General features: G+C 61.9%; 20 protein-coding genes. 4 read left to right on the plus strand and 16 right to left on the minus strand.

What is annotated here, in order from left to right; genetic code table 11:
• Positions 1–597: IclR family transcriptional regulator (locus ASH01S_RS05995; protein WP_067925110.1), on the plus strand; the 597-nt coding region annotated here is incomplete at its 5' end.
• Positions 598–1,010: 413 nt separating this feature from the next.
• On the opposite strand, the gene ASH01S_RS06005 is transcribed toward ASH01S_RS05995, so the two are convergent.
• From ASH01S_RS06005 to ASH01S_RS06020, 4 genes are all read right to left on the minus strand, one after another.
• The gene (locus ASH01S_RS06005; RefSeq protein ID WP_067925116.1) at positions 1,011–2,510 is read right to left on the minus strand and encodes a gluconokinase; all 1,500 of its coding nucleotides are present in this window, start codon (positions 2,508–2,510) and stop codon (positions 1,011–1,013) included.
• Between the two features lie 161 nt (positions 2,511–2,671).
• Positions 2,672–3,718, minus strand: a complete 1,047-nt coding sequence (locus ASH01S_RS06010; RefSeq protein WP_067925119.1) for a Gfo/Idh/MocA family protein — start codon at positions 3,716–3,718, stop codon at positions 2,672–2,674.
• A 30-nt stretch (positions 3,719–3,748) separates the two neighbouring features.
• Positions 3,749–4,531 (minus strand): sugar phosphate isomerase/epimerase family protein, encoded by a 783-nt coding sequence (locus ASH01S_RS06015; protein WP_067925121.1) that lies wholly within the window; start codon positions 4,529–4,531, stop codon positions 3,749–3,751.
• A gap of 179 nt (positions 4,532–4,710) precedes the next feature.
• Positions 4,711–5,433 carry a ThuA domain-containing protein gene (locus tag ASH01S_RS06020; RefSeq protein ID WP_067925123.1) on the minus strand — a complete coding sequence of 241 codons (723 nt, stop codon included), beginning with the start codon at positions 5,431–5,433 and terminating at the stop codon, positions 4,711–4,713.
• 257 nt (positions 5,434–5,690) lie between these two features.
• Between ASH01S_RS06020 and ASH01S_RS06025 the strand changes: the two genes are divergently transcribed.
• Positions 5,691–6,503, plus strand: a complete 813-nt coding sequence (locus tag ASH01S_RS06025; protein WP_067925125.1) for an alpha/beta fold hydrolase — start codon at positions 5,691–5,693, stop codon at positions 6,501–6,503.
• A 110-nt stretch (positions 6,504–6,613) separates the two neighbouring features.
• Here ASH01S_RS06025 and ASH01S_RS06030 read toward each other — a convergent pair whose 3' ends face one another.
• A complete protein-coding gene (locus ASH01S_RS06030) occupies positions 6,614–7,471 on the minus strand; it encodes a 3-hydroxyacyl-CoA dehydrogenase family protein (RefSeq protein ID WP_067925127.1) in 858 nt (285 codons plus the stop codon).
• Between the two features lie 148 nt (positions 7,472–7,619).
• Here ASH01S_RS06030 and ASH01S_RS06035 point away from each other — a divergent pair, with 148 nt between their 5' ends.
• Positions 7,620–9,509 (plus strand): helix-turn-helix domain-containing protein, encoded by a 1,890-nt coding sequence (locus tag ASH01S_RS06035; protein ID WP_157067017.1) that lies wholly within the window; start codon positions 7,620–7,622, stop codon positions 9,507–9,509.
• A gap of 23 nt (positions 9,510–9,532) precedes the next feature.
• Here ASH01S_RS06035 and ASH01S_RS06040 read toward each other — a convergent pair whose 3' ends face one another.
• The 9 genes from ASH01S_RS06040 to ASH01S_RS06080 form a co-directional block, all read right to left on the minus strand.
• Complete coding sequence (locus ASH01S_RS06040; protein ID WP_067925131.1) at positions 9,533–10,747, minus strand: FAD-dependent monooxygenase; 1,215 nt, start codon at positions 10,745–10,747, stop codon at positions 9,533–9,535.
• 112 nt (positions 10,748–10,859) lie between these two features.
• A complete protein-coding gene (locus ASH01S_RS06045) occupies positions 10,860–12,128 on the minus strand; it encodes an MFS transporter (protein WP_245628949.1) in 1,269 nt (422 codons plus the stop codon).
• A gap of 150 nt (positions 12,129–12,278) precedes the next feature.
• Positions 12,279–13,877 carry a class I adenylate-forming enzyme family protein gene (locus tag ASH01S_RS06050; protein ID WP_067925134.1) on the minus strand — a complete coding sequence of 533 codons (1,599 nt, stop codon included), beginning with the start codon at positions 13,875–13,877 and terminating at the stop codon, positions 12,279–12,281.
• Between the two features lie 115 nt (positions 13,878–13,992).
• Positions 13,993–15,093, minus strand: coding sequence for a cupin domain-containing protein (locus ASH01S_RS06055; protein WP_067925137.1), 1,101 nt, complete (start codon positions 15,091–15,093; stop codon positions 13,993–13,995).
• 12 nt (positions 15,094–15,105) lie between these two features.
• A complete protein-coding gene (locus tag ASH01S_RS06060) occupies positions 15,106–16,794 on the minus strand; it encodes a class I adenylate-forming enzyme family protein (protein WP_067925139.1) in 1,689 nt (562 codons plus the stop codon).
• Complete coding sequence (locus ASH01S_RS06065) at positions 16,769–17,950, minus strand: acetyl-CoA C-acyltransferase (RefSeq protein WP_067925142.1); 1,182 nt, start codon at positions 17,948–17,950, stop codon at positions 16,769–16,771. Before ASH01S_RS06065 ends, ASH01S_RS06060 begins: the two co-directional genes overlap by 26 nt.
• 14 nt (positions 17,951–17,964) lie before the next feature.
• A complete protein-coding gene (locus tag ASH01S_RS06070) occupies positions 17,965–18,741 on the minus strand; it encodes an enoyl-CoA hydratase/isomerase family protein (protein WP_067925145.1) in 777 nt (258 codons plus the stop codon).
• A gap of 165 nt (positions 18,742–18,906) precedes the next feature.
• Complete coding sequence (locus ASH01S_RS06075; protein WP_067925148.1) at positions 18,907–19,317, minus strand: acyl-CoA thioesterase; 411 nt, start codon at positions 19,315–19,317, stop codon at positions 18,907–18,909.
• 93 nt (positions 19,318–19,410) lie between these two features.
• Complete coding sequence (locus ASH01S_RS06080; RefSeq protein ID WP_245628950.1) at positions 19,411–20,754, minus strand: phenylacetate--CoA ligase family protein; 1,344 nt, start codon at positions 20,752–20,754, stop codon at positions 19,411–19,413.
• Between the two features lie 212 nt (positions 20,755–20,966).
• On the opposite strand from ASH01S_RS06080, the gene ASH01S_RS06085 reads away from it, so the two are divergent.
• On the plus strand, positions 20,967–21,797 hold the full coding sequence (locus ASH01S_RS06085) for an aldo/keto reductase (RefSeq protein WP_067925151.1): 831 nt from the start codon (positions 20,967–20,969) through the stop codon (positions 21,795–21,797).
• A gap of 121 nt (positions 21,798–21,918) precedes the next feature.
• Here ASH01S_RS06085 and ASH01S_RS06090 read toward each other — a convergent pair whose 3' ends face one another.
• On the minus strand, positions 21,919–22,989 hold the full coding sequence (locus ASH01S_RS06090; protein ID WP_067925154.1) for an anthranilate phosphoribosyltransferase: 1,071 nt from the start codon (positions 22,987–22,989) through the stop codon (positions 21,919–21,921).
• A gap of 88 nt (positions 22,990–23,077) precedes the next feature.
• A complete protein-coding gene (locus tag ASH01S_RS06095) occupies positions 23,078–24,559 on the minus strand; it encodes an aldehyde dehydrogenase family protein (RefSeq protein WP_067925157.1) in 1,482 nt (493 codons plus the stop codon).
• Positions 24,560–24,584 lie beyond the last annotated feature (25 nt).

Genomic DNA, 24,584 nt, shown 5'->3' on the forward strand with positions numbered 1-24,584 from the left:
CCCCCCCGCCGCTATCGGCTCGGCCTGTCGGTGCTCACACTGGGCGGCATCCTGATGTCCAACCTGGAAATCTACCGCGAGGGCCAGCACCTGTTGGAAAGTTTCGTAAACCGCTTTGACGAAACCGTCCACCTGGCTGTGTTGGAAGGCCTGTCCACCGTCTACGTAAGTAAGATAGAGTCCAAACACCCGGTGCCCATGCTGACCCACCTGGGCCGCAAAAACCCTTTGCACTGCACCAGCTCCGGCAAGGCCATCCTGGCCTTTCAAGAGGATGAGTTGATCCAGGAGGTCATCCGGCGCGGCCTCACCCGCTACACACGCACCACCATCACCGACCCGGAGCAGCTTTTGCTCCGCCTGGAGGACATCCGCCGCCAGGGCTTTGCCACCAGTGAAGGAGAGTTGCGGGACGGGATATCGTCGGTGGCCGTGCCGGTGCGCGACTACACGCGCAAGGTGATGGGCGCGGTCACGGTGGTCGGGCCGACCTACCGTTTCACGCCCGACAAGGTGAAAACATTGGCCCGCCAGTTGTTGGACGTGGGACGAGAGATCTCCACCCGATTGGGCTATTATGTGCGCCGCAGCCCCTGACGCGTGGACTGACCGACTCAAGCCGCCTGCAAGCGGACAGACACACGCCGTGGAGCCGGACGGACCTCCGTCAAAAAGGTCAAGAGCGCGGACAGCGGCGCACAGGCTCCGGTAGCTGGAAAACCGCCCAGGTTGTCTCTATCATGGGGAGATGTAAGCGCCGGCCCGTTTGCCGCGACTTCTGCCGGTGCCGCAGCGCACTCGGGATGAGGTGTCACATGAAAGAACACATGCTCGCTTTTTTGATTGCGCTCGTCATTGTCCTCTCGATGGTATTGCCCCTTTTCTCCCACAATGGCGGCGGACCCATGGGATCAGCCTATCCATCGCGCTCACGGGTCTTTGTCTCCCCCCACGTCGGCGGAATGGGAGGAATGGGCATGCGCGGAGGACGCGGCAGCCGCAGGTAACCGCTACGGTTCCCGCGCAGTCACGGAAGAATCTACAGCTGCCAGGCCCAAAGCGTGGGCCAGCTGTTGAAACCGATCCAGGCGCTCCTCCCATAGAGTATGCCGGTGAAGGTCAGGCTGGTGCAACTCCTCGGACGCTGGCGGCGCCACTTCGCTCCAGGTCCGCCATCCCGCACAGATCTCCGCCCACAGGACTGCCCCCAGGGTGGATGCGTCCGCGGCTTCGGCCGTCCGCACCGGTACGCCGAACATATCCGCCACCAGCTGCCGCGTCCACGGCAGATCAAACAGCTTGCCGCAGGCCATCACACGCGCTGGCTGCCCCACACCCTGCATCAGCCGCTCCGCCATCCAGCGGGCGTTGAGCAGCATCCCTTCGACAGCCGCGCGCACCACGTGTTCAGCGCGGTGCTGCGTGGTGAATCCGATTAACGCTCCCGTAGCTGCGGCATTCCACAAGGGCGCCCGTTCGCCCGCTACGTAGGGAAGATAGACAAGAGACCCGCTCTCCACTGATCCCGCCCGAGCCAACAGCTCCGGCAGCGGCGGCGCACCAGCCGCGTTGAACAGACTTCGATGCAGGTGGTCCAGGACTACCCCACCACTGTTGCTGGGCGCACCCACCACGTACCGGCCCGTGGTTAAGATGTAGGAAAACGGGCGTGTCTCCGGATCGGCCACGGGCCGGGCGCTGCCCACACGGACCGCGCAACTGGTCCCGATGGTCAACACCATCGCCCTATGGTCCACGACGCCCGCGCCCAGGTTGGCCAAGACTCCATCGGACGCGCCGATGTTCACGCTGACCGACGTGTTCAGACCGCGCCCGGCCAATTCGCTCCCGGGTTCCGGGTGACGGCAGTGCGACGTAGGCACCGGCTGACTCAGACGTGTGGCGTCCACGCCGGCCAGCTGTAGCGCCTGCTCATCCCATACCTGCCGACGAATGTCGAACATCCCCGTCGCGCTGGCCATCGAGTGGTCAATCACCCACTCCCCAAACCAACGGTGCCAGATCCACTCCTTGATGGAGACAAACCGGGCGGCCTGGTTGAACACCTCCGGCCGCTCCTCGCGCAGCCAGACCAATTTCGGCAGCGGCGACATCGGATGGATGGGCGTGCCCGTCCGTTCGTACAACCCGGGCCCAAAGGGAGCGGTCCATATGGCGTCCGCTTGGCGCTTTGCGCGCGTGTCCAGCCACGTGAGCGCGCCGATCAGAGGCTCCCCTGCAGCATCCACCGCGAGCAGGCTGTGCATGGCCGCGCTGAAGCCGACGCAGCGGACACGACCGCCCACGAGCTGCGCCGTCACCTCACCCAGTGCCTCCATCACCGCCCCATACACTGCGCGCACGTCCTGCTCGCGCGCTCCTTGTACGTCCGCTGGCAGCATCGCCACGCGGCGGCTGGTGCGCACCGACGGCACGCCGTCCACAAAGGCTATCACCTTGACGGAGGTGGTCCCGATGTCAATCCCGAGGCTGTACTCTGCCAGTCCCATATCTTATACCCCTCCGTATCCGTTCTCGATGGCATAATCCGGATCCATCCCCGCCCGTCCTACTGTCCAGATCATGCACCGCCGCCAGCGCAGGCAGCCCGGACGGCCAGGGCCGCTCGGGCTGCTTGTGGTGTTTTCTCCGGTCGGCAGGCGCGGGTGTGCTACCCGATGCGCACCGCTTCTCCAGTCTCTGCCGATTGATAGATGGCGTTGATGATTTTTTGCAGGGTCACACCCTGCTCCGCTGTCGCCAACGGTTTCGGACCGCCCAGGCAAGCGGCCACAAACGCCTCGATCTCGGCCTCATGGCCGCCTTTTTTCGGCAGATACACAGGAGTCACATCAATCAGGGTGTCTTGCTTCTCCTGGTAGATCTTCAATGGGAAGACGTCGGCCCCACCGTCCACGCCCATCAGTTGCACCTGCATCACGTCCGCCTTTTCGACGTTCGCCGCAAACGCGGCCTCCAGCACCAGCGTGGCCCCGTTTTTGAAGCGAATGAAACCTCGGGCCATGTCTTCTACGGTGAAGTTCTGCCAGTCCCATTGTCCAAGCAAACCGACGCCTTTGCGGGTGCCGAGTCGCTGATAGGTGCTGCCCACCACCAACTCGGGCTTCGGATACCCCATCAGGTGCAGGGCCGTATCCAACATGTGCACACCGATGTCAATCAAGGCGCCGCCACCCTGCAGCTCCTTGTTCGTGAACACTCCCCAACCGGGAATGCCGCGGCGGCGCACCGCATGGGAGCGAGCGGCGTAAACCTCGCCCAATTCGCCCGCGTCGATGAACCGTTTAAGCGCCAGCACCTCCGGCGTATAGCGATAGTGCAGGCCATAGGTCAATATCTTGCCAGAGCGCGCCGCCGCCTCCGCCATCGCCTCGGCTTCCGCCACCGTCATCGCCGGCGGTTTCTCGCACAGGACATGACAACCCGCCTGCAGCGCCGCGATAGCGGCCGGTGCGTGGAACTTGTTGGGTGTGCAGATGCTGACCGCGTCCAGCTCCACCTCACGCAGCATCTGTTCATAATCGGCAAAGTGGTGCCGAATGCCGAACTGCTCGGCCGCCTGCTGGGCCCGTTCGTGGGCCACGTCGGCAATGGCCACCAATTCCACCTTGTCGGCCTGCTTCTGATAATTGGGCAGATGAATCGACTGGGCTATTCCGCCCGCACCTATGACGCCTACTCGCAACTTGTCCGCCATCTGTAGTTGACCTCCTGTCTCGACTCACGCTCAGCGGGCGGCCACGATTCCGTTGTCGCGCAGCCACTGCATACTCTTGGCCACATCGGACAGCGGATCCGACTCGGAGTAATCCTGCTCGACAATCAACCACTCCACGCCGGCCGCGTCCGCCGCCTCGACGACCGCGCGCAATTGTATGTCACCATCGCCCAGCGGCACGGTCTGGACTTCCCCGCCGGCTGCGCGGCGGGTGTCCTTGAGATGGATGAGCGGTACACGGCCCGCGTAGCGTGCCAAATAAGCGATCGCGCTCTGCCCAGCCCGCTCGGCCCAGCACGTGTCCAGCTCCACACACACCAAGTCAGCGTCCGTGGCCGCAAACAGCGCGTCAAACAACCACTGATTGCCCACTTTCTCCTCAAACTCGAACCAGTGGTTGTGGTAGCCAAACTGAATGCCGGCGTCCCGAAACGCCCGACCGGCCCGCTCCAGCACCGCCAGAGTGTGTTGCCACGCCTCTGGCTGACTCGGATTGTAGCGACAGGCGGGATCGAGATACGGACAGACCGCGTAGCGGCTGCCCAGAGCCTCCTGATACGCTACCTCTTCCGCCAACCGGGTGTCCAGCGCATCGAAGCTGATGTGGCTTCCCACCGCAGTCAGGCCCAACTCATCCAGCGCCGCCCGCAGCTCCGCAGCGGATAAACCGCCGTGCCCGGCAAACTCGACGCCTTGATAACCCATCTCAGCAACCCGCCGCAGTGTGCCGACAAAATCCTCTGCCGCCGGCTCGCGAACGGAATACAATTGCAAAGCCACTTGTCTCGACATAATCCGCCATCCTTTCCGGTCCATGCTGTGGAAAGCGCAACCATCTTGCAGCGAACGCTGCGCCCAGACGCACGCACCTGTGATTAAATCACAAGCCGCCGTGGATGAGAATGACGTATCTGGTCAAGTCCTTACGCATCTGGCTGCAAAGCGGGAACGCGAGCGCTGACTCCATCCCTTTACAACGATTCAATGGGCTTGTGATTGCCGTACGTGGGCGCCACGCCGCCATTGTCCGCCGCCCAACGGACCGCATTGCGAATGACCGTCTGCACGTTCGCGTCATAATACGTCGGATGGGTCTCGTGTCCAGGCCGGAAATAGAACACCTTGCCCCGGCCGCGGCGATAGGTCAGACCACTGCGGAACACCTCTCCGCCTGGGAACCAGCTGATGAACACCACCTCGTCCGGCGTCGGCACGTCAAAGTGCTCTCCGTACATCTCCTCATGCGGAAGCTCGAAGTATTCACCCAAACCGCGGACAATCGGGTGGCTCGGATTGACCACCCACAACCGTTCATGCTCACCGGCTTCGCGCCACTTTAGGTCGCACGAGGTTCCCATCAGCGCCTTGAACACCTTGGAGAAGTGCCCCGAGTGCAGCACAATCAGGCCCATGCCCTGCCACACACGCCGGACCACACGCTCGACGACAGCGTCCGCCACCTCCTGGTGAGCCATGTGCCCCCACCACACCAACACATCGGTTTGGTCCAGGGTCTCCTCCGTCAGCCCATGCTCGGGCTCATCCAGCGTGGCCGTGCGCACCTGGTGGCCGTCCGCAGCCAAGAACTGAGCGATGGTATGGTGAATCCCGTCTGGATACACCTCCCGCACTTTCGCATCCGTCTTTTCGTGGCGGAACTCATTCCACACGGTGACGCGGATTGACTGACTCATGCGCTTTCCCCCGCTCTCGCAGACTGTGTCGGTATAACGCTCTCTATTCTAGCATGTCGAGCATGCGCGGAGAGCCGGCGTTCCACCCAAGCCCAGGAAGCGGACAGACGACATCGTTTCGATCCGGCCGTATTTGTGGAAAAACTATGCGAGGGCGCTTTCATGATTTGCCAGCTGCGGCAGCGAGGTGTAAGGTGAGAAATTGAAGCTTTGAGTCACTGCCAAGACGTGCCGACCACAAAGAGGTGGATTCCCATATGTATTGCGAAGTCATGGGGGAACGCATTTTCTACGACCGCGCCGGCGACCGGACGGCGACACACAAGCTGCTGTTTGTCCACGGCGCCAGCAGCTACGCGTCGTTCTGGCTGCCGGTGATGGCGCGCCTGGGGCAGATGGGCGGGGTAGAGGGCATTTTGCTCGACCTGCCCGGCCACTACCGGTCCTCCGGCGAGGCGCGCACGTCCATTTCCGACTACGCCCAGTTCCTGCACGAGTTTATCCAGGTGATCACCCGCCTGCACCCGGACCTGGGCGGTCGCATCACCTACGTGGGCCACTCGATGGGCGGAGCCATCGGCCAGGAGTTGGCCATCTCGCGGCCAGACTGGCTGGACAAGCTCATCCTGCTCAACACGGCGGCCAAGCTGTCCGTCCCCGAGGAATTCTTGCAGCGCCTGGCCAAAGGGGACTACGACGCTGAGTACTTCCTTGGCCGTGGGTTCGCCAGCGGAGCTCCACAGCGGCTGCGCCAGTCGCTGTTCAAGCATCAGGCTGTTTCCATCACGGCCAGCTATCACGATTTTCTCGCCGCCGCCCGCTTCGATAGGACGCGCGACGTGCATCAAATTGACGCCCGCACGCTCATCCTCTGCGGGGCGGAGGACCACATCGTTCCACACGACGGTCCTTCTCACCTGCACGAGGAAATCGCCGATTCCGTGCTGATGACCGTCCCCGGCACAGGGCACTTTCTGCCTTTGGAAGACCCGCGCATGGTCGCGCGGGCCATCCACGACGTCGTCATCTCCGGGATGGTCGAGTCCGAACAGCTGCTGCGGATTCAATGAATCAGGCGAGACCGTCGGTCTGGACGTCTACACGCGTCCAGACCCCATGCCCCCCGCCCCAGTGCTACTTTGCCCGCAACCCCTGATGCCCTTAGGCCTTCACTCGTGTTTCATTCGTAGTCATACCACCCCTTGTTCACCTTTTTCCCCAGCCTTCCGGCCCGAATCAGCGCCCGCAGCGACTGCGGCGCCGCGTAGCGTGGGTCCTTGGTCTCCTGGAAAAACACGTCCATCACGTGCAGGCCAATATCGACGCCGGCAAAATCCTGCAATTCAAAGGGACCCATCGGGTAATTGAGCCCCAACTTGACGGCGGTATCCACGTCCTCCTTGCTCGCCACCCCTTCTTCGACCAGCCGGATGGCCTCAATGAACTGCGGCACCAGGATGCGGTTTACGATGAAACCGGGAGTGTCCCGCTTCACTTCCACGGTTGTCTTGCCCATCCGCTTGGCCAAATCCGTGGTCAGGGCCACCGTGGCGTCATCCGTTTCGTACCCACGGACCACCTCAACCAGACGCATCACCTGGGGCGGATTGAAAAAGTGCATCCCCACCACCTGTTTCGCGCGCGTCGTGGCCGCCGCGATGCTGGTGATGGGGATGGAAGAGGTATTGGTCGCCAGCACCACCTCCGGCCGGCACAGCCCATCCAACTGCCGAAACAACGCCTGCTTGGCGCCCTCATCTTCGATGATGGCCTCAATGACAAAGTCTGCCGAGCGCACATCTTCCAGACGGGGAGTCACCGTCAACCTCGCCAGCGTCTCCTCCGCTTCCGCCGGTGTCAGCTTCCCCTTCCCGACTGCCTTTTCCTGCAGCTGCCGAATCCGCTCCAGGGACCGCTCCAACGCCGGCTCCAAGGTGTCCGTCAGGACCACCGAAAAGCCGCTTTGCGCCGCCAGGTGGGCAATCCCTCCTCCCATACTCCCGGCGCCCACCACGGCAATCGTCCGAATCTGGGTCATGTCCTGTCCCCTCCTGTCTATTCCTACTCGCTCCCATGATAGTCCCGGCCAGCTCACACAGAAATTCGTACATTCAATCAATCAGATTGATATAATTCCTCTAAAATGAGGATAAGGTCGATCCGCCTGAAAGGAGAGGTCCTCTGTGATGCGCGAGATCCCTGCCGCCGAGCACCCGTTTCCGCTGCGCGGACGGGATCGGCTGCATCTCAACCTGCGCCAGATTGTGCATGACCTGGCGGATGCCCCTTCGCAGGCCCAACTCCTCCGCACTCTGCTGAAAACGGTACACCAGGTGTTTCACAGCGACGTGACCCTCGTCTATCTGACCGAGGTGAGCGGCCAGACGGTGGTTCCGCATGCGGAAGACGCTTCGGAGATCGCAGACTGCGGCCCGCTTCCGCTGTCCGCACTCAGCCAGCGTGTCATGGAGGCGCCGTACCACTGGCCCTCGGCCGAGATCGACCCGATTGTCGGCGCCTGCGCCTTGTGCCGCCAGCTGTCCGAACTGGGGCTGAAGACCTGGTTCTCCCTGCCCATCCGGCGTCGTGGTGTGCTGCTCGGCATCATGGTCGTCGGCTACTACCACCACGAGTACTTGGTCGAGGACGTGGTGCAGGTGCTCTGGGAGTTCGCGCACGACGTGGCCGATCTGATGGCGCGCCATCTCCCTGACCCCTTGCGCCGGCGCGTCGAGACGGCTCCTGATCAGCCAGAGGTGCCAACACTGTACCAACAGCGACGCATGCGCCGGCTGCTCATGAGCCATTTCCAGTTGACCAACACCCTGTGGACCGATGACAATTTGGCGGCGATTGCCCGCACCCTGTCTGGCCTGCTGCGCCAGCCGGTGATGGTCATGGATGAATACCTGGGAGTTCTGTGTGTGGCGCCGGAGGACGGACATTGGGCGAGACCACTCCGCAGACTGCGCCGGTGGGTGGAACAGCACCCGGTGCTCCGCCAGCATCATCCGTTCCCGGTTCGCACCGATAAGCTGGGTGACTCCTCCTTCGTGCTGGCGCCTGTCCAGATGGGCACAACGCCGCTGGGATGGCTGGTCGTCTGGGAGCAGGTGGGAAAACTCGACGACCTGGACATCGTCTCCCTGCAGCAGGCCAGCACGCTGCTGGCGGTCCACTTTTACCGCCGCGGCCTGGGGATTGAGCGGCGCGCCGAGCGGTTTCAGGAATTGTTCAACCTGCTCATCGACGCGCCGGAGGCGTTTGGCCCGGCTCAGGAGCACGAGGCGCGGCTGCTGTCGTTCAATCCAAACGCGCCCCAGTATGTCATGGTTGTCCATCTGCAGCAGCCGGAGCCAGCCTCGCTGGTCGATGCCCTGCGGCTGCGGCTGGCCGCGGAGTACCCGGAGGTGCTGATGGCCCGGCGCCAGTCAGACCTGATCTTGCTTCTGCCCTGCAACCGTTTTCTGAACGAGGAAGACACCCAGCGGTTTGCCCGGTGGCTGACGCACACGCTGCATACCGTGGCCTCCCTCACCCCGCATCCATCCACCATCAACAGGACAGAGGAGAAGACGGCTGACCAGGCGGAAGAACAACCCGCTAGCCGGCAGACCCCGTCCCCTCCACCCGCGCTCGGGATAGGCATCAGCGGCCGATGCTCATCCCGCGCGGAGCTGATGGAGGGTTTTGCCGCCGCCCACCTCGCCTGCCGCCTCGCACCGGTCTACTCGCCACCCGATGCGCTTCTGCACGCCGAGGAGGTGCTCACCGAGCGGGTGTTGCAGCCGATTGCCGCCAGCGATACAGCGCAGCAGTTCATCCGCGAGCGATTGGATCCGCTGCGACGATACGACGCCGACCACGAGTCGGACCTTCTCCATACCCTCTGTGCCTATCTGGAGCATAACGGGAACGTATCGGAGACCGCGCAGACGCTGTACATCCACCGCACCACGCTGCAGTACCGGCTGCGGCGGATTGAGCAGCTGCTGGGTTGTTCCCTGGATTCGGGCCGCATGCGCTTCGAACTGCAGCTGGCGCTCACCCTCGACCAACTGCGCGGCTGCACGTAGACCGACCAGCCCCCGTCCCGCCTTCAATACTTGCTAGCCAGGCTGGGCCCCGTTTTGGGCCCATAAGGCCCCTCGTCCAACCAGCGGCCGGCCTTGGGAAACAACGGGGCTATCGCGGCGGCCAGACGCCGCTGGATGTTGATGGGAAAGGCTCGGCCCTGGATGTGGTGCAGCGCCGTGCCCGCCGCATCCCGGTTGTACTCCGCTGCCGCCCGGCGCTCCTGTTCAAACGACCGAACGGCCGCCTTCGCCGCGTCTCCGCCGCTGGCGAGTGCCTGCCGGATCGCTTGGGCGGCGGCGACCGCGTCGGCAATCCCCGAATTCATCCCCCGCGCCCCGAAGGGCGCAAACAGGTGTGCCGCCTCGCCAACCAGCAGCACGCGGGCGTGCGCGTCACAGAACGATTCCGCCACCACCTGCAGGAACTGGTACGCGGACACCCAGGTGATACGCTCTGCGTACTTTTTGTCCATCACGCGCGGAAGCCAACGCCGCACACCCTCCTCCCCGTTGTAGTCGTCGGCGTTGTCCGTCTCAAACAGCTGCAAGTCCACCCGCCACCCGCCGGCGAACGGAACAAACAGGACGTTGCGCCCGTCCATCGCCGGGTGCTGATAATGAAACACCCGTTCCAGAGGCAACGGATTTGCCTCGTCCTCTTGTATATCCACCACGATGAACGTGTTCGCGGACCGGGTACCCTTCATCTGCACGCCTATCTGTTTGCGCACCACCGAGTGGGCCCCGTCGGCGCCGATGACGTAAGGAGCATGCCAGACCTTGCCCGATTGTGTTGTCACCGCGACCCCCTCGGGGCTTGACTCTACCTTTGTCGCCCCATCCTCCCAGACAAACTGCACGCCCGCAGCCTCACAGGCAGCGAACAGGTGGGCCTCGGCGCGCACCTGCGGCAGGCTGGTGAATGGAGGCAGGGCGTTCGGTTGGGGGGCGGGATAGCGCCGCACATAGACCTCCTTCCCGCGCCAAAACGTGCGTTTTACCGGCCAGACGATGCCATCCGCAGCGAAAGTGCCCGCCAACCCCGGGAAAATCTCATCCAAATGCTTTAACGACGCCTTGTGAATGAAGATGGCGCGGCTGCCCGGGCGAACACGTTGTTTGGGTTCCGCCTCCAGCACCGTGACCGGCAGACCCTGGTGGCGCAGCGCCAGCGCGGCCGTCATGCCGACCGGCCCGGCGCCGATAACGAGGATATGGGACAAGGAAGCTTCGGACATGCTGACCGCCCCTTTCTGCTCATAACGCGTAAAAAGAAATGTCACACATCCAACCAAATCCTAATTCTTACGCTACTTTTATTATACGGATTTTAATTCCGCAATGGCACGACTACGCTTCGACAACCTCGACCTCAGGCACCTCGTAGACAATCCCTTTTTTCTTCAGCTTCAGTGGCGCGGTCTCCTTCAGCCCGAAGGAGACCAGAAATACGAGGAACGAGCCTCCAGCCGCCATCCAGAACGGAGCTGCCGGACTGACCGTATCGGCCAATGTCCCGGCTATCGTGGGCACCAATGTGCCACCAAACAGCTCGCCGACCAGCACGATCGACGACATGGCGGTCGCAACAAAGGCCCGGGGAATGGATTCTGCAGGAATGATGGACATGAACACCGGCGCATACCCTTGCGCAACCGCCAGAAAGAAAGCTAGGATCATGAAGGTGCCCACCCCGACGTGCAACGTGGCTACCAGCGCCGGTGAAATCGCTGCAATGAATCCGAAGATGATCATGATCGGCTTGCGACCAACGTGGTCAGACAAGTAAGGAAGCACCAATCCCCAGATGAAACTGCCTATCCCCATCGCACTCATGATCAGCGATACCTGCGACGGTGTGAACTTATCGACCGTCGTGAAGAAGGTCGGGGCAAACGTGGTAAAGGCAAACAACCAGCTCATAAACCCGATCGATATGATCATGCCCAGCCAGATGTTACGGTGCCGAAACGCCAGTTTATAATCGGAAAGCTTCGGACGCACGTGCACATGACTCCCCGCCTCGCCGATGAGAGCTGGCTCTTTCATGTATTTCATCAAGATCAGCGCGACGACAATACCCGGGACCGCCAGGATGTAGAAGGCGTACTGCCAACCCATGCTCTCGGCGATACGGACAACAAGCAGCGGCGCCACCACGCTGCCCAACAGCGCGGTCGAACTTTGCACCAGCCCCATGTTGAAACCGCGGCGTTGCGGCGTGGAGTCGGCAATCACCGCCGCCTGCGCCAGTGTCACCACCGGTCCTTCGGCTGCCCCCATCAAGCCCCGCGCCAGCAGCAGGATCGACAAGGATGTGGCCAGCCCGGTCGAGAACGAAGCGATGGAGAACACAATGACGATGGCAATGAAGAATTTTTTCTTTGAATTCATCAGATCGGACAAGCTGGAAAACAACCAGCTGGAGATGGCCCAACAAATCGACAGAATCGACACAGACAACCCCATTTGCGCCTCACTCAGCTTGAGCGCCGGTGCCATGAACGGAAACAGGAACGTGATGCTGAGTCTGTCCATCATCACAAAACCGTAAGTAAAGAACATAGCGGTGACGATGAAGTTCTCGTAGCGCCAAAAGCCAGCCCTGGCTTCACGCATCAGGAATACCTCCTTATCACGTCGCAGAGTGGTGGACGGGCGGAGGCTCTTCCCAGTGTTTCCCTATCTCCCATATGTGACGCTGCATACGCAACCCTCCATCCCGTCTTTTCCTCATAAAATCAACACTTCCTCAGCTCAGTCGACCGATCATCCTACCGACGCCCGCACCCAGGCGGCCAGCTTCGCCTTTTGAACCTTTCCCGACGCAGTGGTTGGCAACTCCGGGCGGATTTCCAACCGTTCGGGCAGTTTGTACTTGGCAACCCCTTTCGCCAACAGATAATCGGTTACATCGTTTAGTGTCAGGACATTCCCCCCTTCGTGCGCAGACGATTCGGTGAGCGCCACAAAGGCGCACGACCGCTCGCCCAAGCGTTCGTCCGGCATTGCGACCACCGCCGCCTGGCGGATCTTGGGGTGCTCCAGCAGCAGGTCTTCGATCTCCAGGGCGTAGATCTTCAACCCGCCGCGGTTGATGATGTCCTTGGTACGGCCGACGAAGTGGATGAACCCCTGCTCATCCAGGTACACCAGGTCGCCAGTGCGGAAAAAACCATCCTGAGTCATGACTGCGGCTGTGGCTTGCGGATTCCCTAGGTATTCAACAAACAGGGACGGACCACGAAACGCCAGTTCGCCGATTTCGCCGACAGGGAGTTCCTGGTCACCGGCCGGATCGAGCACACGCACCTCGGCACGCGGACAAACACGGCCCACCGTCTGCCACGAGGCTTCCGGGGGATCCCCGGGCCGGGTGTACGCGCCTGCGCACACCTCGGTCATCCCCCACTGGGCCGCCACGGTGCAGCCAAACTGATCTCGCAGCTGATGCACCATGTGCGGGGGTATTTTCGATCCGCCCGTAATCACCAGCCGCATCTTCAGTGGGATGCCCTCGTCGCGGGCGGCGCGCAGGATGTCCAGCCACTGGGTCGGCACCCCGGTGGCCACCGTCACGCCTTCCCGCCGGGCCGCCGCCAGAAACGCCTGCGGGCTGTACTCGGGCAGGAGCACGTGGCGCATGCCGCAGCGCAGCGTGGTGGAAATCATGGGAATGGAAAACATGTGCCCAAAGGAACCCAGACTGAGGAACACATCCTCGGACGAGAACTGGTATTCGACGGACTGGTCGATATGCCCGGGCACAAACGTGCGATAAGTGTGCAGGGTGGCCTTGGGATTGGATTGGGTGCCCGAGGTGAACAGGATGGCAAACGCGTCGTCGGCTCCCGGCCGGTGCTTGGCCAAATCGGCGTCCGAGACCACAGCGTCCCGCTTGAGCAGGTCGTCGACCACAATCGCCGATTTATCATCGGTCGCGCGACTGACCAGCACGTGTTCGACACACCCCACCTCCGGCAAGACGTCCAACAGCACCGAGAGCAGGTCCGTCCCTTGCCAATCGGGTGTAAGAACCACCATCCGCACCTGATTGTGCGTCAACATATACCTCAGTTCCTGCTGCCGATAGGCGAGGTTGAGCGGGGTCAAGACGGCCCCCACCCGGCACAGCGCCAAGTGCGTCAGGACATGCCACCTATCATTGGGCAGCATCACCGCCACCCGGTCTCCCTTCCCGATACCCAATGCCAAAAAGTGTTTGGCGAGCCGGATGGAGAGATCCCGCACCTCGACGAAAGTCAAGCGTGTTTCCCCCTCCACAAACGCGGTCCGGCCGCCAAACCGGCGGGCCGCTTCGTCGACAATGTCCACGATGGTCGTATCCCGTTCATCCCATATCCGCATCCCGCTTTCACCTCCAACGTGCCCGTATACGAACGAGTAGACACCCGCGGCCCCGACGGTTGATAACCCGCGTCCCGGCCGCCGTGGCGGCGGGCGCTCAGGCAACTTGACAGATTCAGGTCAACGGGGCGAACACCTCGCGCACCGCCTGGTGTCCGTCGCCTTCCGAGTACGCTTCTGTGCGTTCCAACTCCAACAGCTCCATCAACGGCCGGTCGTTGATGGAGAACAGGACGGCATCCCCATCCCCCGTGTTGGCATGCTCATGCCAGGCCCAGGGAGGCACGGTGAAAAAGTCCCCCTTTTCCCAGTCCAGCTGCACGCCGTTGACGACGGAGCGCCCGCGGCCCTCGACCACGTGGTAGACGGCGCTGCTGAGGTGCCGGTGGGCCTTTGTGTGCATGCCTGGCGTGAGCGTTTGCATGACGGCGCCGATGCGCGGATCAGCCGATTGACCGTTGGCCGGATTGATGTATTCGACCGCATAGCCGTCATGGGGATCCGGCGGCAGCGACTTCAGGCTCTCCATCGCGGCCACCGTGTGCTGCCACGGATAAACGGTGAGCGGCGACGGATAACCGTGGTGCCGATCACCGAGCGGGCGCAACGCCCCGTTTCCGTAACGGCGCACCGAGTAGTTGTCCGGCAGCGACAGGGGTTGCCGCTTTTCCTTGTGCGGTTCAAAGAAAGAGGCGTCGATGAGCTGGATGAACGGGGAGTCCAGGCCGTCCATCCAAATCATCGGTTTGTCTCCCTCATGACCGTGATCATGCCAAGTCCAGGCCGGCGTCAGGATGTAATCGCCCCGCTGCATGAAGATTTTTTCGCCCTCCACCGCCGTGTACGCGCCTTCGCCCTCAATGATGAACCGGACGGCCGATTGAGAGTGTCGGTGCGAAGGGGCGATTTCCCCAGGCAGCAACAGCTGGATGCCGACGTACAAGGTGCGGGTGACCGCCGCCTGTTGTCCGGCGGCTTTCAGACCCGGGTTCTCCAAGAAAATCACGCGCCGCTCACCGCCGCGCTCAGGTGTGATAAGCTCCCCGGACCTCATCACCCGCTCCCGGATGACCGGCCACTTCCACAGGTAGGGTTCTACCCTCGTGTCCGGCTTGGGCGTGATGATTTCGTGGATGACATCCCACAACGGCCCCAGGTTGTACCGGCGCACCTCATCGTGAAAAGCGAGCAATTCGGAACTCCACTGCTGACTCATACAGTTCACTCCTCATGCCTGTTTTCGAAAGACGGGCGGATGTTTCTCCCGCATCATGCGCGCCAACTCCAGCTTGTAGATCTTCTTGCTGCTGTTGAGGGGCAGTTCGGGAAGGATTTCGACAATGTCCGGCACCTTGTAGTCCGCCAGTCGCTCACGGCAGAACTCCCGGACGTCCTCGGCTGAAAGCTGGCATCCAGGCTTCACCGTGACGCACGCGCACGAGCGCTCGCCGAGCACCGGATCGGGCACCGGGACCAGTGCCGCCTCCTGGACGGCCGGATGCTCATAGAGGACGTCCTCCACCTCGCGCGGGTAAATCTTCAGCCCGGCGCGATTAATCATCTCCTTGATCCGTCCGACTACCGTCACATACCCTTGCTCGTCCAAGCGGCCCAAGTCGCCGGTGTGAAACCAACCTTCCGCGTCGATGGCCTGCCTCGTCGCCTCCTCGTTGCGGTAGTATCCGCGCATCAACCCGGGCGACTTGGCCACCAACTCACCCACCTCACCCGTTGGCAGCACTCGTCCCGCTTCATCGACCACCCGCAGCTCGACGCCGGGCAAGACCTGGCCGACCGTGGCATACACCCACGCTTCGGTCTCGAAGTGGGAAGCAGTTAGAGCAGGGGAACACTCGGTCATGCCATAGGACAGGATGGGACTGAGCCCCAGCTCAGAGCGGATGCGTTCGATGACCTCGTAGGGACAGGGCGTGGCGGCGACGATGCCGGTCCGCAGCGAAGACAGGTTGTACTGCGAGCGCCTGGGGTGATTCAGTTCCAGCACGAACATCGTCGAAACCCCGTGATGCACCGTCACGTGCTCGCGTTCAATCACCTGAAACACGGCTTCCGGATGGAATTCGTTCATCAGCACCATGGTCGAATGGGTGGCCACCGTCATGATGGTGACCGCGAGTCCAAACACGTGGCAGACCGGTACCACAATCAGGACCACGTCCCGCTCCCCGTTTTCCAAAGCCTCGTTCATGCGGTCTCCGGAAAACAACAGATTGCGGTGCGACAGCATGGCGCCTTTGGGGGTGCCCGTGGTGCCCGAGGTGTAGACTATCGCCGCGATGTCCTCGGCGTCCACCGGCGCAGACGCTGCGCCCGGATGGACGCCCGCACTTCGGTCGGGAGCCGCGCCGGCCTTATTGACAGCGTTTTCATGGATTCGCCCCAACTCCAACACGGAAGAGAACGGGGTGCCCACGCTTAGGTCCTGCCCGGCCGGACCGACCGTAATCAGGTGCTCAAGCCCGGGATGAACCTGCCGCACCTGCACAAACAGGTCGTGGTGATAGGCATCCTCGCATTCATCCCCAATGACCGCGGCGCGCGGCTCGGAGTTGCTGACAACAAACTCAATCTCCTGTTGACGCAGCCGCGGGTTCACCGGGACCAGGATGAATCCAGACTGGGCACAGGCAAACAAGGTGATGGCAAACTCCGGCCAGTTGGGCAGACAGGCGACAACCCGGTCCCCCGCCCGCAGACCCATGCGTCGCAGTCCATTGGCCAACGCCCGGACCCGCTCGTGAAACTGCGCGTACGTCAGGCGGACGTCTGACTCGGCCTGGACGATGGCCGGCTTGTGGGGATGGCTGCGAACCGCGTCCAGGAGAACGTCATAAATGGTTCGCTTCCCCACCCTCATCCAATCGGAGTGTTCAGAGGGCTTCCCAAATGGTTGCAATGCCCTGACCCCCTCCAATGCAGAGTGAGGCGACTCCGTATTTCTTGCCGCGGCGCCGCAACTCCAGCAGCAGGGTCTGAATGAGTCGCATGCCGCTGGCGCCGAGTGGATGGCCGAGTGCCACGGCGCCACCGTTGACATTCGTGATGGCCAGGTCCAAGTCCAGCTCTCGCTGGCAGCCCAGGACCTGAGCCGCAAACGCCTCATTGATCTCCACCAGGTCCATCTGCCCGAGCGTCATCCCCGCTTTCTCCAGGGCCTGGCGGATAGCGGCCACCGGCCCCAGCCCCATCAGGCTCGGTTCCACTCCGGCGATGCCCCAGGCCACCAAGCGGCCGAGCGGACGCAGTCCCCGCCGCTCGGCAAACCGAGAAGACACCAACACGCCCGCCGCCGCCCCATCGGACAGGGCACTGGCGTTGCCGGCGGTGACCACGCCATCCGCCACAAACCGGGGCGGCAGTTTAGCCAGTGTGGCGGGAGTCGTCGGGCGCGGCACTTCGTCCTGGTCCACGACCCGCATTCCGCGTTTTTCCGCCACATCGACGGGCACAATCTCCTCCGCGAAGTACCCCGCTTCCATGGCAGCCAAGGCCCGCGCATGGCTGGCCGCCGCGAACGCGTCCACCTCGTCACGCGGGATGCCGTGCTTCCTCGCGATGCTTTCTGCGGTGCCGGCCATGGTGCAGCCGCCGTACGAATCCATTAACGCTTCCCACAAGGCATCCTCCAGCTTTCCCCCGCCCAGCGGTACCCCCCTGCGGGCACCGCGGACGACAAACGGCACCTGGCTCATGTTCTCTGTGCCGCCAACCAGTGCGACCTCCGACTCCCCGTACGCGATCGACAGAGCGGCCGAGACCACCGACTGCATCCCGGATCCACACACGCGATTGATGGTGATAGCCGGGCACTCTATGCGTGTACCCGTTTTCAAGCCAATGTGGCGGGCGGTGAGAATGCCCTCCGGAGAACTGGATTGATGGACGTTCCCGATGACGACATTGTCCACTTCTTCCGCTGCCACGCCGGCCCGCCGCAGCGCCTCCCGACTGGCCGCGACAGCGAGATCGACCGCGGGCGTATCTGCGAAGGCTCCGTTGAACTTGCCAAACGCGGTGCGTGCCGCACCCACCAAAAGAAACTCCGTCGCCACTGCCCTTCCCCCCGTCAGCGGCCGATGAATGCAGGCCTGCGTTTCTCCCGAAAGGCCGTAATCCCCTCGTGCGCGTCCTGGCTCGCAAACACCTTTAGGAACGCCTCGTTTTCCAAGTCCAGTCCGTGACTCAGCGGGTTGTCGAAAGCCGCGTGAATCACGCGCTTGGCTTCCCCCAGCGCCACAGCAGGCCGCTCGCTGAGCTTGCGAGCAAAATCGCGGGCCCCGTCCAGCAGGTTCTGTGCTTCGTACACCTCGCACACCAGGCCCCAATCCTTCGCTTCGTCGGCCGTCAACGGGCGGCCGAGGAGGATGACTTCCTTCGCGCGCGCCTCGCCCACCAACCGGGTCAAGCGCTGTGTGCCACCTCCGCCTGGGATGATGCCCAGTGTCAACTCCGGCAGGGCGAAGACCGCGTGCGCCGCCGCGATCCGAAAGTCACACGCGAGTGCCAGTTCAAAGCCGGCCCCGTACGCCGCTCCCGACACCGCTGCAATCACCGGCTTTGGGAGGGTTTCCAGTTTTCCTAGCGCGGCCCGAGACACGCGGTTGAACGCAGCCATCTCCGCCCGCCCGTACGCGGCCACCTCCTTGATGTCGATGCCGGCAACAAAGGCTTTATCGCCCTTCGCGGTCAGAACAACCACCCGGACCGCGTCGTCCTCCTGAATCTGCGTCAGAACATCGTCCAATTGAGCAAAGGCGGCGAGGCTGAACGCATTGACCGGCGGATTGTCCACCTCTACCCAAGCGACCCCATCTTCGATGCGCAATTGCAAATGTTTCGCCAATCGTTTCGCCTCCGTCCCTCTGCGTAGCCCGGCGTCGCCCAGGCGGCACTCTGGTTGCACTTTTAGTATAGGAAGGAGACATGCGGTCAGGCTATCCGCTGATTCGAGCAACTCTAGCGGCGGACTTCCTCTGCTTCGCGGAACTGACGCCTGGCCGCCTGGCCATCACTCGCGACTGCCAAACAGCCGGCGGACGTGCTCAGGAATCGAGACCGCGTGCAGTCCCGCTCCGTCTTGTTGCACCCATGCCCGCCACTCGTGGCCCTCGCCGGTCACGGTATCCCCAGTGCATACGGTGTGGAGAATCTGGAACGAACGCCGCTTGACCTGGCCGATGCGGGAGGTGACCGTCAGCGCATCGTCGTACCGGAGAGGCGCACGAAAATCGCAGTGTGCGGACAGGATGGGCAACAGGATGCCCTGTCGCTGCGACAGGTCCCGTGGCGGCAACCCCAGAGACCGAAGCAGTTCATGGCTGGCTTTGTCGAACCACCGGAAATAATTGGGGTAATAGACAATGCCAGCCGCATCGGTCTCTCCCCACTCGACGCGCGTGGTGAGTACATGTTCGGGCAACTGGAACTCTCCTTTCCGTCCTGCGAACCAGCGTCATCCGCCCGCTCGGGGGAATCATCCGCCCCGAACGGTCAGTGCAAACGAGACCTGCACTCAATCCGTCCCATCTTGAGGGGCCAGCGGACCTGACGCGGCAACCTGAGTTTGCGGGCGCAGATCCAGCACGCGGCGCGCCTTCATTTCGAACCGGGGCAGGCTCCCCGGCTCCACCGGCTCGACATCAATGCGCAGCCCGATGCCCTCCCGCAGACGCCTGCCCAGGATGCCGACAGTCTGGGTGTCCGCTTCCACCTGCACCTTGATCTGCGGCATCTGCTCTTCGGTGTAGTACACGATGCGGAACTCCCGCACGTCGGAAAACTCCCGGACAATGGCCTCAATCGACTGGGGAAAGATGTTCACGCCGCGAATGACCACCATGTCGTCGCTGCGCCCCACCACGCCACCGGGTAGAAAACGGAACGGGCGGCCGCAGGGGCACGGTTGGTCCGCCGCCACCACGATGTCGCCAGTCCGATAGCGAATGAGCGGGTACCCACGGCGGCCAAAGTTGGTCAACACCAGCTCTCCGGTCTGCCCCGGAGGGACGGCATCGCCGCTCACGGGATCGATAATCTCGGCGAAAAACTGCCGCTCGTTTACGTGCAATCCGCGCCGCAGCTGACACGCGTAGGCGTACGCCCCCATCTCCGTCATTCCCGAGTGGTCGTAGCAGCGCGCGTTCCACAAGGTATCAATCTGATCCCGCACCGAAGGAATGGAAGCGCCCGGCTCACCAGCGTGGATGAGCACACGCACCGCCGAGGACTTCAGATCCAGCCCGTTTTCCGCCGCGACCTCGGCCAGGTGCAGCGCGTAGCTCGGCGTACACAAGAGCACGGTGGCTCGCATCTCCAGGATGAGCCGCAACCTCTCCAACGAGGTCTGGCCACCCCCGGGAATCACCAGCGCCCCAATGGCTTCCGCCGCTGCGTAGGCGGCCCAGAACCCGATGAAGGGGCCAAAGGAAAAAGCCAAAAACACACGGTCCTCCCTCGTCACCCCCGCGGTTTGCAGCACCTCCACCCAGCAGTCCCGCCACCACGCCCAACTCTCGGGCGTGTCCAGGACCTTGAGGGGTTTGCCCTTGGTGCCGGAGGTCTGGTGGTACTGGACATACTCATGTTCCGGCAAGTAATGGTTGCGGCCAAAGGGGGGAAACCGCTGCTGGTCGTCCACCAATTCGGCCTTCGTCGTGAACGGAACCTGCGCCAGGTCTTCCCAGCGTTGCAGCGGCAGTTTCACGCCCGCCAGCTTCTCTTGGTAGAACGGATTGTGCTCCCTGGCCTCCATCAGGACACGATTCAATTCGGCAAATTGATGGCCTCGCAGCACTTCGACCCCTGACCCATACGGCGGCCGAAGGTGCGCATCCGCATCTAATGACAACGCTTTCAAACCTCCCTTCATCCTGGTCGGCCCAGCTGATTGTTCACAAATGATAAAATGAGTTTATTATTGGATCTATAACGTAAGTTCAATATAGTCAGTATGCGTTTTGATTGTCAACTACGTCTTGCGATGTGCTTGAATCTACTGGGGATTGTGGATTAAAGTAGAGATTGTGCGGTGCATTTGTCGCAAGTCCCGCAGCTGGGAGGTTGATCTGGATGGTAGCTCGTCATCTTGCAGACGCCACGGTGCTGCATAATGGTGTCCAGATGCCGTGGTTTGGGCTGGGCGTCTGGCAGGCCAAGGACGGCGAAGAGGTGGAACAGGCCGTCAAGGCCGCGCTCGCGCACGGATACCGCCATGTGGATACAGCGGCCGTGTACGGCAACGAAACCGGTGTGGGCAAAGCCATTCGCGAGTCAGGTGTGGCGCGCGAGGAAGTCTTTGTCACCACAAAGGTCTGGAACTCGGACCAGGGCTACGACAGCACCCTGCGGGCCTTTGAGGAAAGCCGCAAGCGGCTCGGCTTCGAATACGTGGATCTGTACCTGATTCACTGGCCGGTCAAAGGGAAATACAAGGACACCTGGAAGGCGCTTGAGAAACTCTACCAGGACGGGGTTGTCCGCGCCATCGGGGTGAGCAACTTTCAAATTCACCATCTGCAAGACCTGATGGTGGACAGCCAAATTGTCCCGATGGTCAACCAGGTCGAATACCACCCCCTCTTGACGCAAAAGGAACTGCACGCGTTCTGCAAGCAGCACAACATCCAATTGGAGGCGTGGAGCCCCCTGATGCAGGGCAACCTGAACCAGCCGCTGCTGACCGACCTGGCGCACAAGTACGGCAAGACCCCGGCGCAAATCGTGCTGCGCTGGGATTTGCAGAACGAGGTTGTCACGATTCCCAAGTCGGTGCATGAGAACCGCATCGTGGAAAACGCGAGCGTCTTCGACTTTGAACTGTCGGCGGAAGACATGGAAAAAATCGACGGTCTGAATCAGAACCACCGTTTCGGGGCGGATCCAGACAACTTCAACTTCTGAGCTTCGCTGCGATAATCCAAGGCGCCGGGGGCTCGTCCTCGATGAAGGGAAAAAAGGCGGCTGGCCACCCCCGGCGCCAGGCAGGGGGCTGTCCCCGCGGCTGGCCACCCCCGCGCTCATATCAAGGCGTGTCCGACTGCATCGCCTGAAATTGCTCCCAGGCTTTCCCCGAGTCGAGGCACTCCCGGGCCCGCTCGATTCCCTCGCGGATGTCTTCGCACCGACCCACGTGCCAGAGCCGAATTCCGGCGTTCAACACCACCATGGCCCGCCATGGGTGCTGTGGGTCTTGCAGTACGTCCTCAATCGCGTGCGCCTGGTCGGAAGCAGACCACTCGACGCGTAGACACGGTGCCTGCACGCCAAGGTCGGCAGGGTTCACCACCAATTTCTCTATCTTCCCATCCTCAATTCGGCAAATCTGTGAAGCCCGGTGTGTCGGTACGTCTTCCGATCCGTCCACTCCCTGCACCACCAGCACACTCCGCCCGTCCACTCGCAGGGCGAGGTCGACAGCCTTCTCGACCGCGGCGCCATGGAACACCCCAACCACCAGAAACTCCGCCTGACTGAGGTTGAGAAATTTCTCCGCCGTGTTGAGGGCGGTGCGGACCCCCAGCTGCTGACGCAAGGGCCGCAAGCCAGCGAGCGCCGGGCACCAGCGCTCCGTGTCCGCCAAGACCACGCGCGCGTCCGCCAGCTGTTCCGCCAGCCGCTCTGGGCTCGGAGTTTCATCCGCCACCGGAGACCAATGCGCGGGCGCGATCCGCAGGGCGCGCCAAATGTCCAACAGCGTCGCCCCGTATTTGGGCGGCAGGGACGCCGATGCGTGCAAAAATACCGGAACGCCGAGCGCGGCCAGGACCACGGCCGCCGGCACTGTGGCCGCGAAGCTGTGCGCCCGCCCGTCGTACGGCCCGGCGCAATCAAGCACGCCGGGCACCGCCGACAGCACCGGTCCAGAGCACGCCTCAAGGCCCGCCGTCGCCGAGCGCTCCCTGAGCGCCCGGGTCAGAGCGGCCAACTCGTCCACACTCTCTCCTTTCAAGCGCAGGGCCACCAAAAAAGCCCCAATTTGCGCGTCCGTAGCCTGTCCGTCCAAAATCGCACAGGCCGCTTCGTAGGCTGCCTCAGCCTCAAGGTCCCGCGCCCCCTTCGGCCCGCGCGCCACTTCGCGTAAGTAAGCCTGCATCAAGTAGGCGCCCCCTCATGTCTGTATCCTGTTCAACAGGATACAACGTCGGAGTAGGATGCACCACGGGCAGGCCGAAGTTCGTTTGTCACTGGTATTGCGTATACACCACCTTGGTCTGCATGTAAAACTGCTGGTTTGTAGAACCAATCGAGTACGGACCATATCCCGATTCCTTGATACCTCCAAACGGAACATGGGGTTCACTGGCCGTGCCGTGATTGATGTGCACCATGCCAGCTTGAAGGCGTTTGGCAGCCATTCGTGCAGCGGACAATCGATTGGTGAACACAGTCGCGGCCAAACCATAGGCTACATCGTTCGCCATCGAAATGGCATCTTCCTCGTCGGCAGCGGTGATAATGCTCAGGACGGGCCCGAAAATTTCTTCGCGAGCGATACGCATCTCCCTGGTCACGTTAGTAAATAAGGTGGGCAGCATATAGTGGCCACGACTATGTTCGCTTTCGCTCATTTGCTCGCCTCCATACGCCAGCGTCGCTCCTTCTTGAAGACCTTGATGGACGTAATCTACGACTGTGTTCAGGTGCTCCTCGCTAATCAGCGGTCCCATGGTAGCCTGTGCATCCCAGGCGGGTCCGACCTGTATCTTTTTCACTTCTTGCAGAATAGCAGCCGTTACGACTTCCGCCAACGGCTGCACAACAATGACCCGGCTGATGGCGGTGCACCTTTGGCCCGAACATGCGAAAGCCGCGTTGACAATTTGCCGAGCAACCGACTCCACATCCTCGGTGTCGAGGACGACCGCAGGGTTCTTTCCACCCAACTCCAATTGTGTGGGTATTAGTCTACGAGCAGCTTGCTGCTGAATCGCCATCCCCTGCTGCGACGACCCAGTGAAACTAATTCCACGTACAAGCGGGTGGTTAACGAGCACTGGACCAATTGTCTGACCGGAACCTATGACTTGGTTCACGACCCCCGCGGGCACTCCCGCCTCGCGCAGTAGGGACATTAATTTCGAAGAAGACCAGGGTGTCAACGTGGCAGGTTTGTAGACAACCGTGCATCCATAGGCAAGCGCGGGAGCAATCTTTCTCACCGGAGTAACGACGGGAAAGTTCCACGGAGCAATGGCCGCCACAACGCCGATTGGTTGACCGATGACCTCAATATCCACGTTGGTGCGTTCACTGGGAATGATTTTACCCTCGATTCTTAGGGCCTCGCCGGCCGCGAAACGCGCTTCCTTGATAGCCCTTTGCACCTCTCCAATGGCCTCGTTCAGGGGTTTTCCTTGTTCCGCTGAAAGGATATACGCCAGTTCGTCGCGATCCCGTTCCATGAGAGACGCAAACTTCGCTATGATCTCTGCCCTCCCCGGACCGGGGACCTGCGACCAAGTATCAAAGGCGTGGTGGGCCGCCCGCACGGCCTCATTGGCGATGTTTTCATCCGCCTCCCAGAACAAACCCAGCACTTGTTCCTTAAGGGCTGGATTAACCAGTTCGTATTTTCTAGGTCCCTGGTGCAACCATTCTCCGTTGATGAAATGCCCGTATTCGTGACCCGTGGATTGGGATAACCATTCCTTCATGCTGGACATCTTAACCACTCCCGATTCATGTACT

It is taken from the genome of Alicyclobacillus shizuokensis NBRC 103103, assembly GCF_001552255.1.
Classification (GTDB): domain Bacteria; phylum Bacillota; class Bacilli; order Alicyclobacillales; family Alicyclobacillaceae; genus Alicyclobacillus_G; species Alicyclobacillus_G shizuokensis.